The 14,572-nt window shown below is 58.1% G+C and carries 11 protein-coding genes; 1 reads left to right on the top strand and 10 read right to left on the bottom strand.

The window, feature by feature from the left end:
* Window positions 1-110 precede the first annotated feature (110 nt).
* Window positions 111-4,031: an ATP-dependent RNA helicase HrpA gene (gene hrpA, locus B3Y70_RS17025; protein WP_273029948.1), complete on the bottom strand. Its 3,921-nt coding sequence runs from the start codon at window positions 4,029-4,031 to the stop codon at window positions 111-113.
* A 127-nt stretch (window positions 4,032-4,158) separates the two neighbouring features.
* A complete protein-coding gene (locus tag B3Y70_RS17020) occupies window positions 4,159-5,835 on the bottom strand; it encodes a long-chain fatty acid--CoA ligase (protein WP_023010083.1) in 1,677 nt (558 codons plus the stop codon).
* A gap of 223 nt (window positions 5,836-6,058) precedes the next feature.
* Between B3Y70_RS17020 and B3Y70_RS17015 the strand changes: the two genes are divergently transcribed.
* Entirely contained in the window at window positions 6,059-6,544 is a 486-nt protein-coding gene (locus B3Y70_RS17015) for a MaoC/PaaZ C-terminal domain-containing protein (protein ID WP_113880150.1), read from the top strand.
* Between the two features lie 13 nt (window positions 6,545-6,557).
* On the opposite strand, the gene B3Y70_RS17010 is transcribed toward B3Y70_RS17015, so the two are convergent.
* Genes B3Y70_RS17010 through B3Y70_RS16975 form a run of 8 tightly spaced genes read right to left on the bottom strand, consistent with a single transcriptional unit; the run spans window position 6,558 to window position 14,564 of the window.
* Window positions 6,558-7,529, bottom strand: coding sequence for an AgmX/PglI C-terminal domain-containing protein (locus tag B3Y70_RS17010; RefSeq protein WP_273030600.1), 972 nt, complete (start codon window positions 7,527-7,529; stop codon window positions 6,558-6,560).
* A complete protein-coding gene (locus tag B3Y70_RS17005) occupies window positions 7,522-8,010 on the bottom strand; it encodes an ExbD/TolR family protein (RefSeq protein ID WP_273030598.1) in 489 nt (162 codons plus the stop codon). Before B3Y70_RS17005 ends, B3Y70_RS17010 begins: the two co-directional genes overlap by 8 nt.
* Window positions 8,007-8,537, bottom strand: coding sequence for an ExbD/TolR family protein (locus B3Y70_RS17000; RefSeq protein ID WP_273030596.1), 531 nt, complete (start codon window positions 8,535-8,537; stop codon window positions 8,007-8,009). Before B3Y70_RS17000 ends, B3Y70_RS17005 begins: the two co-directional genes overlap by 4 nt.
* 40 nt (window positions 8,538-8,577) lie before the next feature.
* The gene (locus B3Y70_RS16995) at window positions 8,578-9,228 is read right to left on the bottom strand and encodes a MotA/TolQ/ExbB proton channel family protein (RefSeq protein ID WP_273030595.1); all 651 of its coding nucleotides are present in this window, start codon (window positions 9,226-9,228) and stop codon (window positions 8,578-8,580) included.
* A 26-nt stretch (window positions 9,229-9,254) separates the two neighbouring features.
* Complete coding sequence (locus B3Y70_RS16990) at window positions 9,255-9,626, bottom strand: hypothetical protein (RefSeq protein WP_273030593.1); 372 nt, start codon at window positions 9,624-9,626, stop codon at window positions 9,255-9,257.
* On the bottom strand, window positions 9,623-10,111 hold the full coding sequence (locus tag B3Y70_RS16985; RefSeq protein ID WP_031210942.1) for a tetratricopeptide repeat protein: 489 nt from the start codon (window positions 10,109-10,111) through the stop codon (window positions 9,623-9,625). The genes B3Y70_RS16990 and B3Y70_RS16985 overlap by 4 nt, the downstream gene beginning before the upstream one ends.
* Window positions 10,108-12,927: an outer membrane protein assembly factor BamD gene (gene bamD / locus B3Y70_RS16980; protein ID WP_273030590.1), complete on the bottom strand. Its 2,820-nt coding sequence runs from the start codon at window positions 12,925-12,927 to the stop codon at window positions 10,108-10,110. The genes B3Y70_RS16985 and bamD overlap by 4 nt, the downstream gene beginning before the upstream one ends.
* Window positions 12,924-14,564, bottom strand: a complete 1,641-nt coding sequence (locus B3Y70_RS16975) for a tetratricopeptide repeat protein (protein ID WP_286894936.1) — start codon at window positions 14,562-14,564, stop codon at window positions 12,924-12,926. The genes bamD and B3Y70_RS16975 overlap by 4 nt, the downstream gene beginning before the upstream one ends.
* Window positions 14,565-14,572 lie beyond the last annotated feature (8 nt).

Below are 14,572 nucleotides of genomic sequence, written 5' to 3'. Positions count from 1 at the left end.
AATTATAAAAACGGTTTCTGACATCACAATGTCAGAAATACTAACACAGTCCGGCGGAATTGCCCGTGGGACTATCGTCCAGTGGCCCTGTTATGGTGCATCCGGCAAGGTTATATGCGGGTCTTTTCCCATTGTTTATCCAGCCGCTTCGCCGAAACCGTCATTACCGTGCCCAGTTGTTGGGCAAAAAACGACACCCGGAACTCCTCCAGCATCCATCGGTAGGTTTCCAGTTCGGGGTCTCGCACGCCCTGCCGCTTCTGCTGCTCCAGTTTGGCGGCATACCGGGCCCATAATGGCTCAATGGTGTGAAGAAATTCCCGCTCACGCCCCATTTCCCGCGCCATTTTTTCCAACCGGATGTCCGCCGCTTCAAAGTAGGTGCCGAACCGTTCCAGCCACTGAGCCGGGGTATTGACCAGGAATCCCGGGTACACCAGATGTTGCAACTGGAATTTGAGGTCGGCCATGCTTGCCGCCAGCGCCAGATTGATCTTGCCCTTGAGCTGTTTCGCGACTTTCTGGTAGCCGTTCATAGCCTGAAACAGACGCTCGTCAGCAGCTTCCAGAGCAGGAATGAAGTCCCCCCGGTGGCGGTCGAACAGCTCTGCGAACGCCTGTTCGGTTCTGGGCAGTTGATCCGCCAGAAAATGCTGCATAACCGTCGACAACACCAGATCATCCAGCAGTCCCTTTGCCTGGCCGATCGGTGCAAACATCAACGCAGACTGCTTGAACCGGGGCAGCTTTCGTTCAAGATCCGCCAGGGTATTGCCGAACCGGTTCACAATCAGCCGCGCAACGCCGCGACGATGGGTATCCTCTGCGGTGAGCTTGTCCAGACAACGAGAAGCCCGCACCTTATTACCCAGATCTTCCAGAGCCGGGTAAACCGTGACCTGCATACCGCCTTTTTCTGTTTGAACCTGCTCCGGGAAGGTGCCGAATTGCCAGTCGGTGTATTCACCCGCCTGTTTTTTCCCGGGTTCATCTCTCGTCGCCGAGGCCAGCGCTTCTTCGGCCCGGCCCTCCAGTCTGGCCTGGAGCTCATCGGTGTCTCGGCTTTCGGCGATGACCTTGCCTTTATCGCCGGTCACCCTCAGGTTCATCCTCAGGTGGCGGGGCAGTTCCTCCTCCGGCCAGGCATCCGGATCAATCTGGACCCCGGTCATTCGTCGCAGCTGTTCACCCAGTTTGATCGCCAGAGGCTCGTTGCCCGGCTGCAGGTTGGCCAGAGCCGCGTCGACAAAGTCCGGCACCGGCACAAAATTCCGGCGCAACGCTTTCGGCAATCCCTTGACCAGGGCAATGCATTTTTCCCGAAGCAACCCTGGCACCAGCCACTCCAGACGCCGGGCGGGGATCTGTCGCAAAGCCATCAAGGGCACGTTGAGGGTGACACCGTCGCGCTCACTGGTGGGTTCAAACTCATAACTCAGAGGGTATTTCACCCCCTCCCATTCCAGGTAGTCGGGGTACTGCTGGGCCGAGGTCTCATCCAGAGGCCTTTGCAGAACGTCGGCCTCTGTCAGCTCCAGCTTCTTCAATTCTTCGGCAGATAATCCTTTCCACCAGGATTCAAAATGTCGGCCACTAACGATATCCGATGGCAGTCTCTGGTCGTAGAAAGCCACCAAAACTTCATCATCCACCAGAAGATCCCGCCGCCGGGTTTTCTTCTCCAGATTCTCGACGGTATCCAGCATTTCGCGGTTACGGGCAATGAACGGCGCCCTGGACTGAAAATCCCCCTCAACCAGGGCACGGCGAATAAACAAATTCCGGCACTCGGCGGGGTCTACCTTGGCGTAGGGAATACGGCGCTTGGGGACCACATCCAGGCCATAAAGTGTGACCTTCTCGTACCCCATCACCTGGGCACGCTTCTGCTCCCAGTGGGGTTCAAAATAGTGGTGCTTTACCACGTGGCCTGCCAGCGGCTCCACCCATTCGGGCTGAATGGCCGCCACCATTCGGGCAAACACCTTGCTGGTTTCGACGATCTCGGCCGCCACAATCCACTTGGGTGCCGTCTTGCCGACTTTGGAGCCCGGGAAAATCATCACCTTCCGGTTTCGGGTGGCCAGATACTCCCGCTTTTCCACTTTCACCGCCACCTGGCCAAGCAAGCCGGCCAGAATGGCTTTATGCACTGCGTCGTAGTTGGCCGGCTGGTTATTCAATGTCAGCTTCTGTTCCCGGCAGATCAGGGTGAGCTGGCGGTGAATGTCCCGCCACTCACGCATTCGCATCCAGCTCAGGAAAGTTTTCTGGCACAGTTTCTTGAGCTGGTTCTGGGACAATTCCTGGCGCTGCTCTTCGAACCAGTTCCAGATATTCAGCAGGGTAGCGAAATCCGATTCCTTATCGTTGAACGGTGCGTGAGCCTGGTCGGCCGCCTGCTGCTTGTCCTGTGGGCGTTCCCTGGGGTCCTGAACGCTCAGGCCGGCAATCACAATCAACACTTCCGCCAGACTGCCCTGCTCTGCTGAGGTCACCAGCATACGGGCTAACCGGGGATCCAGTGGCAATCGGGCCATGGTGCGCCCGAGCCTGGTGACACGCCTTTTGTCGTCGACGGCGCTGAGTTCTTCCAACAGTTTGTATCCATCGTTGACCTGGCGACGGTCCGGCGCCTCAAGAAACGGAAAATGCCGGATCTCACCCAGCCCGGATGTCGCCATTTGCAGGATAACGGAGGCCAGGTTAGTTCTCAGGATTTCGGGATCGGTGTATTCCGGGCGGTTCAAAAAGTCCGTTTCGTCGTACAGACGGAAACAGATCCCCGGCGCCACACGGCCACACCGGCCTGCCCGCTGGTTGGCACTGGCCTGGGAAATCGGTTCAATTGGCAGTCGCTGTATTTTCGAGCGCACACTGTACCGGCTGATGCGCGCAACGCCGGTATCAATCACGTAGCGAATACCGGGCACGGTCAGCGAGGTCTCAGCCACGTTGGTGGACAACACAATCCGCCGTCCCTTGTGGCCCTGAAACACCCGGTTCTGTTCCTGGTTACTCAGGCGGGAATACAACGGCAACACTTCGGTATGACGCAGGTCAGCGTGGCGCAGCACCTTGCTCACGGCCCGGATCTCCCGCTCGCCTGGCAGAAAAACCAGTACATCCCCCGGAGGCTGCTTTTCCTGCCGTTCATGCTGTTCAATCTCGTCCAACGCCGAGAGGACACCGTCGGTCCAGCCCTGATCCCTGTCGTCCTCGTCCCCAACCAGGGGTCGATATCGAATATCTACCGGAAAGGTACGACCGCTGACTTCGATCACCGGGGCTTCGTTGAAAAACTCGCTGAAACGCTCCACCTCGATGGTGGCCGATGTAATGATGACTTTCAGATCCGGACGCTTCGGCAACAGTTGCTTGAGATAGCCGAGCAGAAAATCAATATTCAGGCTGCGCTCGTGGGCCTCATCGATAATCAGCGTGTCATAGCGATCCAGAAAACGGTCATGCTGCACTTCTGCCAGCAGGATGCCGTCGGTCATTACCTTGACCCGGGACGATTCCGAGGTGTTGTCGGTAAACCGCACCTGGTACCCGACCTGCTGGCCTACCGTCTCACCCAGTTCTTCGGCAATCCGGCTGGAAACACTGCGCGCGGCGATACGCCGGGGCTGGGTATGGCCAATAAGCCCGCGGATGCCGCGCCCCAGGTTCAGGCAAATCTTCGGAATCTGAGTGGTTTTACCGGACCCGGTCTCACCAGCAATGATCACCACCTGATGGTTTTTAATGGCATCACTGATGTCCTCGACGCGATCGCTGACCGGCAACCCTGCGGGAAAGGTCGCAGGCTTGTGCAATGCCTGACGCTTACGCACCTTGTCGAGCCCCTGATCCAGCCATTGCGCCATCTTTTCCAGGTCCTTGTTACCAGGGTTACCCTTGCAACGGCTTACACGGCGAATGATGCGGGCGGCCTCCTGCTGGTTACAGGCGTCCAGCTGGCTCATCATCGCTTTGACAGCGGCCCGGGAATCAACGGGAATTTCGGAACGAGTGTTGTCAGTCATTAACAGCTGCAGGCTCATCAAAAGATAGGTGGAACGTCAGGGCGAAACAGTCTAACGAAAACCGGAGCCAAGAAACACAAAGACCCCGCCGAAGCAGGGTCTTTGGTTGGTATGCGGGCCTCGCCTGTTACTTGGCGTTGGCCTCGTCCCGCAGCTCACGGCGCAGGATCTTGCCTACGTTGCTCTTTGGCAGTTCATCACGGAACTCAAAGTGCTTGGGTACCTTGTAGGCGGTCAGACGCTCCCGACAGAACTCCTTGATTTCGTTAGCGGTTACACCTTCTTTGGTGGGCACTACATAAACCTTCACCGCTTCACCGCTCTTGGCATCGGGAATACCCACGGCCGCACACTCCACCACTTTCGGGTGCGTGGTCACGACATCTTCGATTTCATTCGGGAACACGTTGAAACCGGATACGATGATCATGTCTTTCTTGCGATCCACAATCCGGATGTAACCGTCTTCCTGAATCAGCGCCACATCACCGGTTTTCAGGAAACCGTCATCGGTGAACGACTTCTGGGTATCATCGGGACGCTGCCAGTAACCGCGCATCACCTGCGGGCCTTTCACGCACAGTTCGCCCGGCTCGCCGACCGGTGTTTCGTTGCCGTCGTCATCAATGGTTTTAACCACAGTGGACGGAATCGGCAGACCAATGGTGCCGATCTGGATGGCGCTGCGGGGATTGAAGGTAACCACCGGAGAAGTCTCGGTCATGCCGTAGCCTTCGCTGATTTCGCAACCCGTCACACGCTGCCACATTTTAGCGGTATCGCTGGTCAGGGCCATACCACCAGAGGCAGTCAGCTTGAGGCCAGAGAAGTCCAGATCCTGGAAGTCCTCGTTGTTGCACAGGGCCACAAACAAGGTATTCAGGCCAATAAAGGCAGAGAACTTCTGCTTCTGCAGCTCTTTAACGAAGCCAGGGATATCACGCGGGTTCGGAATCAGAACGTTATGGGCACCTGCTTCCAGCATAATGCCGCAGTTCAGGGTGAAGGAGTAAATGTGGTACAGGGGCAGCGGCGCAATCACCACTTCCTTGCCCTCTTCCACCTGATCTTCCAGCATCGGCCGGACTTGCGTCAGGTTGGCCACCAGGTTGGCGTGAGTCAGCATGGCACCCTTCGCAACACCAGTGGTACCGCCGGTGTACTGCAGCACGGCCAGGTCATCCAGCTTGATATCGACCGGGGTAAACTTTTCACGGGCACCGGCGCTGAGTACCGCCGGCAGCTTATGAGCACCCGGAATGTTGAACGCCGGAACCATCTTCTTGAGGTGCTTCACCGCGGCATTCATCAGGGTACGCTTGATGGGAGAATGCATATCGGCAATCTCGGTCACGATCACGTGCTCAATGCCGGTATGGGGCAAAACCTTCTCCGCGTTGTCCGCCATATTAGCCAGAACAACCAGTGCCTTTGCGCCAGAATCGTTAAACTGGTGCTCCATCTCACGAGTGGTGTACAGGGGGTTGGTGTTCACCACAATCAGGCCAGCGCGCATGGCCCCGAACACAACCACCGGATACTGGGTTACGTTCGGCATCTGCACCGCAATGCGGTCGCCCGGTTTCAGGTCAGTTTTGTTCTGCAGCCAGGCCGCGAAGTTACGGCTTTGAGTATCAAGATCCCGATAGGTCAGGGTAACACCAACTGCTGTAAACGCAGGCTTGTCTGCAAACTTCTGTACCGCCTGCTCAAAAACATCCACCATGTTCTTGTATTTATTGAGATCGATTTCCCGGGGGATGCCAGCTGGGTATTTGTCTTGATAGAACTGCTCAAAATCCATCACCATCTCCTGTCTGATTGGCGCGGTGGGGTACTACCGGATGGGTTCAGAAGCCCCCTGATTGTAATGTTTTGCCAAGACCGATCGCTCGGGAAAATCAACCCGACGAAAGTATCAGCCTCAAAAAAGTGGGGAGAGAATAGCAGTTTTGTTAACGATGAGGTAGTTTTCAGATCAGCAAACGGTACAACCGTACTCGAACACTGAATCACCGGAGCCTGTGATGAGCGACACCCTGGATACGCTGGAAAACATTACCTACGACGAACTTAACGAGGGCGATTCAGCCACCTTCACACGCACCCTCACCGAAGATGAGCTGGTGCTGTTTGCTGCGGTATCCGGGGACGTAAACCCGGTGCACCTGGATTCCGAGTTTGCCGCAGAATCCATGTTCCGGGAGCGCATCGCTCATGGTATGTGGAGTGGCTCACTGATTTCTGCCGCCCTGGCCACGGTCATGCCCGGCCCCGGCACCATCTACCTGGAACAGAGCCTGTCGTTCAAACGACCGGTCAAGCTGGACGACACACTGACCGTCACCTTGTCGGTGCTTCGCAAGGAACCTAAAAACCGTGTCTCTTTTGGCTGCGATGTGCGCAATCAGAACGGTGATCAGGTGGTTACCGGCGAGGCCAAGGTGATTGCCCCCACCGAAAAGATTTCGTTGCAAAAACCCCGCTTGCCGAAAATCACCATCGAAAGCTGAGTTTCGGCTGGCATTACCCCGGAAGGAAATCGATGGGGAATCGTACCTTCCGGGTTTCCACATTGGCTGCCCCGAAATTGAACATCTGTACGCGCAAAGCAATGCGCTTCTCCAGCATCGGGTGATCCAGTTCAGAACCCACCACGTCACAGGCTGAGACACTGCCATCCGGCTCAATCACCAGTTCCAGGGTAACCTTACCCTCAAGGGTTGGATCCTGCCTTAACTCCCGCTGGTACAGGGAATAGAGCACGCTCTTCTGGGCATCAAATACCTGCCGGATATTGCTCATGGCACGCTCGCCCACTGACGGCCGGGCGGGTTCCGGCTGGCTTGCCACCTGAGGCGCGGTTTCCCGGGGAGCGGCTACGTCACTGGTTTCATGCTTAGCCAGTTCGACTTCCCGAACTGGCCCTTCGCGGGTTTCAACACCGCCGCTGCCTTGCAGTACCGAATCATTCGGCGTTTCCGGTGCCAGGCCAACCGCCTGACTGTTATTGACATTCGCGACACGCTGCACCTCAGGTGCCGGAGTGCCCACAGACGTCAGAGCACTGAGCCGGTCTTTCATGGCAAACAGGCCGGAACGTGAGGCGGTTTCGCGAGCCTGCTCGGTCGTCTGCGGCGCAGGCTCAGGCTTCGATTTCGCTACCCTCGGTTCAGGAGGAATCTGCCGCGGCTCCTCAACCTGCTGCGGTTCCGGCTCTGGCTCTGGCTCTGGCTTGGGTTGCTCAGGTTCTGGCTCCACAACCGGCTCGGGTGGCTCAACCGGCTTGGGTGGCTGTACCAGCTTCGCCAGCCGAGGCGGCAATTGCTCCGCCTGTTCACGCTCAGGTTCCGGTACCTGCAGGCCCGGAATAATGAGGGCAGGAATCAGAAACAGCGCCAGTATCAGCCCGGTTATCAGGCCGAAGCGGCCTGACTCTGCTCTGTCCCTGGACCAGGGCAGCCGGGAAGGTTGCGACAGCTCCCTGCGATCAACCATTACGAACCTCCGACTCCACCGCCAGACGTACCTGCCGGAACTGCTCATCGACACAGGTCTGCATGATCTTTCTCAGCAACCGGTAATCGGTATCTTTCGCTGCCATAATCGTAACTTCAAGACCCTTTTCCGGTACCTCAGCCCAACGGTTCCTTCGGTACGCCAACTCTTCGGACAAGCCGGCAATGCGAGTATCCGTGGCTTCGATGCCGTCCAGGCGCGCCACTTCCCGGCCCTGGACCAGAATGGACTGGCCGACCACCTGTACGGTCAGATTTTCCACGGCTTCCTGTTGGGCGGTCGAACTGGGCAGGGGAACATCCGCAGTGTTCTGCATGACCTTAACATCCGAGGAATTCACCATCAGGAAGAACACCAGGATGGTAAAGATATCCATCAGCGACACCAGATTCAGGCCGCCAGCCTTATGCATCCGACCATAGTGTCGCTGGCGCAGCCGGGCTCGTCTCGACAACTTCACGCGCCTTCTCCTTTGCCTTCCACCGGTCGCGCGGCCAGATTGCGATCCTCACCGGCATCCATCAGAGACACATCCGGAAAAAGTTCTGCTTCCACGACGCTCGCAGCCACCACCGCCTGGTAAGAGCGCACGGTATCCATAACCGACACCAGAGTCTGGTAGTCCACATCTGGTCCGACTTCCAGAATCACGTCCGTCTTGTCGGGCATCCGGGACTTGATCTGCTGCAACAGTTCACTCAGTCGTGAATAGTCCTGCCCCTGCCCGCTAACCGGCATCACATCGATCAGGCCGCGGTCACTGTCCGCCACCTCAATACCGTCCGGTAGCACCGTGACCACCAGCCGGAACGATTCGGCATCCGGCGTCTGGCCAGCTTCCATGCCCGGAAAGTTCAGCTCGATCATCCGGATCTGGCTGAACACCATGCCCAGCAGCAACACCGGTACCAGCACAATCATCAGATTGAGAAAGGCGGTAATGTCGAGGTCTGCGGAGGCCGTCAGCCTGCGATGTCGACGTCTCATGTTCGGCTACTCCTGATCAGATCCTGGAATGCCGGCACAATCAGGCGGCCGCCGCCGGTCGGTTTGCGGGCTCTGACAACATGTTAAGGAGCTTGACCCCCGCCATTTCAAAACTGTCGACAATCTCGTTGGTGCGGGTCTGCAGTACCGCGTGGAACAGCAGCAGCGGAATGGCCGACATCAGGCCAAAGGCGGTGGTATTCATGGCCACAGAAATGCTTTCCGATAACAGCGATGCCTTCTGCGCCGGGTCTGCGGCAGCGACAGCGGTGAAAGCCGCAATCAAACCAATGATGGTTCCAAGCAAGCCCAGCAGCGTGGCAATGTTGGCCAGAGTGGCGAGGTACTGTGTGCGCTTTTCCAACCGGGGCAACACTTCCATCAGGCCCTCTTCCATGGCGTATTCGATGTCTTCACGCCGGCTGTTATTGATCAACCGGGCAATACCGGCACCAAGAACCGAGGCAATTGCGCTGTCTGAGCTGGATGCCGCTTTCATGGCGCGCTGGTAATCACGTTTTTGCAGGGCGGGCAGAATGCCGCGCTCAAATGCCACACGGTTTCGACGGCGAACCGCTCCGAGATACAGGAAACGTTCCAGAGTGATCGCCAACCCCAGTGCAAGCACAATGGCAATCGGGTACATGAAGGGACCACCCTCCTGGAAAAAACGGATAACGGTATCAAGCATGGTGTAGTTCTCCATCTACTGCGACGTTAGGGTTGCGACTCGACTGATGCGGCGCCCTGCCCTGCAGAAAGCGTTGGTGTCAGCACAAGGGGGTTAAGGGTTTCGCGGAACTGGCGGTGGTTCTCCAGAACCGGTTGAGTTACCGGATGCAAGAGTTCCGGTGCCTGTTGATTGAGTTCGGTCCTCGGGCGCCGGGGCAGGCTCGGCGTTTGCCAGGGCAATATGTACAGAATTCTCGGATCGTCTTCGCCGGTTCCAGCGGAGAGCCCCCGTACCTGCAGAACGTTCTGTTGGCTCTGCCCTGCCTCACTGATCCCTTCTGCGGAATAGCCGATGGCCGGCCAAAGCAACAGAACAAACAGGGAGAAACCGCAGCACGTTAACCTGGACAGCATCATTCCAGCCTCCGTTCAAGATCTGCGATCCAGCCGGCAACCTGCGAGCCTTCCTCCCCCACCAGGGACTGATATTGCTGGTAATGTTCCAGCGCCTTGTCGAGGTCCAGCAGGTAGAGCTCCGATATCACCGCCAGGTTGTAATGCAGTTCCGCCACCTTCGGCGTCACCTTCAACCCCGCTTCCAGCATCTCGGCGGCTTCCTCAAAGCGCTCCTGCTCTTTAAGAAGCAGTGCCAGATTGTTGCGAACCCTCACGTTGGCAGGATCCGCCGCAACCGCCTGGTGCCAGGCCTCCAGCGCCATCTTCCGGTCACCGGCTTCGTAGGCCTGCCGGCCCTGCCGCTCCCACTCTTTTGACTGTTCCGGCTGATACACTGGCGCCACTTTTTCAGGGGCCGGCGCTTTGGAAGCGCAGCCAGCCAACCCCGCAAGAACCAGAAGAAGTAGAAACCGGAAAACCTGGGGTATCCCTCTCAACCTCATCATGAGCCTCCCTGCTTGGTGTCCGTCGTCCAACTCATCCAGCGAAGCTGTCGGTCGTAGCGCCCGGGGTGCATGGTGGCCAGGGCCTCCAGGCTGCGCTGAATCCACTCATCGAAACCTTCCGTGGGGATACGTTCGTGGTTGCGGGCGTGCAGCGCCATGGCCTCTTCCTCAAGTGGAAACGCTTCCTCTTCCAGGAGCATCTGATATTGCATGGCTTCCATTTCGTTCAGTTCCGCAGGTACTTCAGAGGACATGAGGTCAGACGCCAGTGTTCGATAGAGTTCAGCACGGCGATATAAAACCTCCGAACGTACTCCATCGCCGGCAAAGGACTCTGCCTCCTGGAGATACGCCTGAGCCTGCTGCATGGCGGCCTGCTTTCGTGCAAGTGACTGCTCCAGCGGGTGAACCAGTGCAATGCCGGCAAAACGCTCTGCCGTCTGTGCACCAAAGAACAGTGCCGCATCCGCAGCCCATTTCAGGGTCTCCTCGGAATGCCAATGGCTGGCTCTTTCCCGAGCCAGCAGTTGTTCACGTACGGCAATCACCGAGTCTCCCGATTCGATCAGCCGTTGGCGCATGGTCTGCTGTTGAACATGCTCGTCGGCGGAATCGGGCGTGGGTGCAACCGCCAGCCAGTTTTTGTAGAGCTGGTTTCTGGAAGCGCTGTCACCCTCTGCGTGGAAGATGGCCGCAGCACGCAGTCTGGTGGGCCACGGGTCCACAAGCGTTTCTGAGCGATTCAGCAGCTCCTCCGCTGCTTTTAGACCCTGGCCAGATTCCTGATAGGCAAGAACCAGCTTCTCACTGGTTTCAGGCGTAAGCTCATGACTCGGATAATCCATCCGGAAGCGTTGGAGTTCGTTGATTGCAGCCAGCCAGTCGGATGCCCGAAGCAGGGTATTCGCGGCATCATAGCGAGCCTTGATCGCAATTTCAGAGCCCGGCATAACGCCCTCAACCCTCTGGAAATGCGCCACGGCCAAAGTTGCGTCGCCGGCGCGAGCAGCCTTTTCACCCTGCTGATAGATGGCGGACGCAAGTTGTTCAAGAAGACTGCGCCTTTGGCTTTCTGCATCCGGGCTGGCTTCGTCAGCCAATGGCAAAGCCTGGCGCCACGCACGTTCAGCGAGCCCAAACTCGTTGTTTTTCTGTCGAATACGCGCGGTCACCAACCACGCGGCGTAACGCTCGGTAACCCCCGCCCGCTCCCAGGTCAGTGTAGAACTGGCGTATTGCAGGGCACGCTCGAATTCGCCCAGGTCGTACCAACGGTTGGCAAGGTCGGCACGGAGCCCCGACAGACGCTCATCCGGGCCAAACGCCTCTGCATATTGCTGCTCTTCGTTGCTCAGGACGAGCAGCGTCGCAGTTCTGCTCTCTCCTGATGCCAGCTCAAGATCCTCACGAACAATTCGGATAGCGGCCCAGGCCGAATCCCGGGAATCCCCGTGGCGATGGTCGTAGGCTGCGGCCCGGAAATTCCTGACGGCTTCAGCCCGATCGCCAGCCAGTAACCGAGCATCGCCTGCGAGATGGAGCAGTTCCCCGGCTTGATCCGAGCGAGGTGCAAGCCGCTCGTAATAATGGGCGGCTTTGGCCCAGGCTTCACTGGCGGCAGCCGTTTGGTTCCGGCTACTGAGGTCTGTACCGGTGGCGTAGTAGTGATCAGCGAGGAAGCGGGTGTATTGCGCCCAAAGCCCCTTCTGCTCAGGAGTCATCGTCTGGAATCGGGCCTCTGCCCCCAAACGCTGGACGTAATCATCCCGCGCCGCCAGAGCTTTTGGGGTATTACCGGCTAGTTGCCAGTAGGACACACTCTGGGCCAGGAAATCCGGGCTCGCTGTGTGGCCCGGAAACTCGGACACAAAGGCGTTGTTGACCGACACCGCCCGTTCATAACGGCGTTCCACCGCATGCAGATCCGCAAGCCGGTCGTATAACAGATGCTGCCATGCTGATGACTCACGACAATCCAGCCAGTCGGCAAGGGTCCGGGCATCACTCTGGCGGGACGCCATCAAAGCCAGCACCCGGAAGGTGTCCTCCAGCATATCCATGGACTGCGCCGGCGGGTTGGCCAGCGTGGATTGGTCTGGCAATTGCTGATCCAGTACCGCCATGAATGTCGCTGCCGCGCGGGTCCAGGCGGGCTCACCCTGTTTAAACTGACTCCAGCCGAGCATGTAGCGGGCTTTGGCGGCAAGCTCCTGATGGCTGTCGTGCTCCAACAACTGTCGGTAACCGGCCTCTGCCTCCGCGTAGCGGCCGGCAGAGAACGCGGCTTCCGCAATTCGAAAACGGGCTTCGGGCACGAGTTCAGAGTTCGGATAAAGGCCAACGAGCTGTTTCAGTCTTGCGATGGACTGCTCGGGTTGCCCGGTCAGCGCGTGAGCCTTGGCCATCTGGTACAGCAACTCGTCGAGACGCCCGGAAAAGGACCCTTTAGCCAGAATGCTTTCGTAGCTCTCGAGCACTTCTTCATAGATGGCCGCTTCCCGCTGTTCAGGAAAACCGACGTCCTCTCCCGACCGGTCACGGATATTGTTAAGCCGGTTCAGGGCATCAATCCGTACTTCAGGCTCGTCCGAGGACTCAAACAGCTTCTGATAACGGCGAGCCACTTCCAGAGGCGAAATCGCCGGCAGTGGCCGGCTCTCAAATTTCAGAAACACCGGGCGCATATCCCCCAGGGTTTCACCATCCCGCCCCAACTCCACGCGGAACGATTCCTGCGCAGAAACCGGCGCATGGGCCAACGCCATAATCATGACAAGGGATGCCGCAAAGGACTTCGGAGCAAAAGGCAGATTCACTGTGCACCCTCCCCGAGATTTTCCAGAGCCAGATACTCGTAGAGATGGGCGATTTGCTGCTCGGTTTTGTCCAGCGCGTGAGTCATGCGCTGGGTCTGCTTTTTAACAAACGCCAGTGCCAGTGCATCCAGTTCTCGCGCAGCCTGCTCCCGGAGACTAAGGGTCTTGTAACGTAAATCCTTGGTGGCGTCTCTCAATGCACCAGCGTCGTCCAGAACCGTTTCCAGGCGCTCAGGCATTTGGACGACCTGCTGATTCAGCGCGTTCATGCGGCGGCTGGCTGCTGCCAGGGACTGTTTGAGCTGGCGCAGTTCTGCGGCCTGGGCTGGCGTCGCCGCCTGCTCCGCCAACTGATCCAACCTCGTTTCCAGCTCCCTCTGCTGTTGCTCAACAGCCGCGGTTTGTGACGCCGGAGCCCTTGAATCGGCTGATCTCACAAAGCCCTCAAGCGCCTGGATGAAAACCTGCAGGTTGTACTTGCTCGCATCCAGTGTTGCGACCATCTCATCGAGGCGCGCCACCCTCCGCACCGCTGTCTGGGCGCCGGGTTCTTCCATAAAGCGGAGAAGATACGCCATTCGTGGTTGGGTCAGCGTCCGGTTATCGGCCAGAAACCACTGAATGTCGTCACTCCGGGCATCCTGAACCAGGGTTTTGTAGGCACCGTCTACCTTGATCCTCTCGGACAACTTGCCCAGGGTTACCCGCTCTCCCTCATACGCAGCATTGGCGGCGAGCCAGGATTCTCCCGCCTGGCCCGGATACCCGGAAAGATCGTAACCACGGCCCATGCCAATCCAGGCATCTGAAACGCCGGGGAATGCCAGCGGAAACTTCTTGGCCCGGTGCCAGCTCTGCATGGCAGCCCGGTGATTACCTTTGCGCGACAGCGCAAGCCCGTGAAGGTAAAGGGCCTGAGGTGTGTGATAACTTTCCAGAGAGACCTTCTCCAGAAAATCGATCGCTTTGTCGTAATCATCGCTACCCAGCGCCAGATATCCGGCCCGGAGATTGAGTTGATCGAGCAGTGCCCGGTTCCGATTCGCGTCGGCGTCTTTGGCAGCCATGGCCATGGCAACCCGGAGTGAAACCAGAGCCCGTGACGAATCGAGATCATCACGGGCGAAATCCGCCGCCAGGTTCATGTAGCCCACAGCCGCCCAGTAGCCATCTTCCATACGCGCGAGGTATTGACCGGCCGCGTCGGTCTTCGCTTGTATTCTGGCCAGCTCCGCCAGACCAAGAAGCGCTTTTTGAACCACTTCGCCATAGCCGGTTCGACGCGCCTGCTGGTACCAGTTCTCCGCACCGGTGAGATCGCCTTCTTCCTGTGCCATTTCAGCCAGAGCCAATGCCGCTTCGCCACGGTGAGACGCACCGTTATATACACCCTCAAACCCAGCCCTGGCCTTGTCGTGCTGCCCCGACGCCAGCATAAGCCGGGCCTGGAGGTAATCGGCCGATTCGCCTTCAAGCTTCATGGCCAATCCGACAACCGACGAAGCCTCACCGGTATCCAGCGCAAAGCGAACCACGCCGGTTGCCAACGAGTTATCCATGGCAGTTGCTACCGGCGCGGCAACACCTGCCAGCATCGCTGCCATGACACCAATACTGGTTCGGAGGAACAGAGACATGCGCCCAT

Origin of the sequence: Marinobacter sp. UBA5687 (assembly GCF_002420325.1) — a bacterium.
Lineage (GTDB): Bacteria > Pseudomonadota > Gammaproteobacteria > Pseudomonadales > Oleiphilaceae > Marinobacter > Marinobacter nauticus.
The sequence above is the reverse complement of the archived record's forward strand: the minus strand, read 5'-3'. Positions and strand labels throughout refer to the sequence as shown.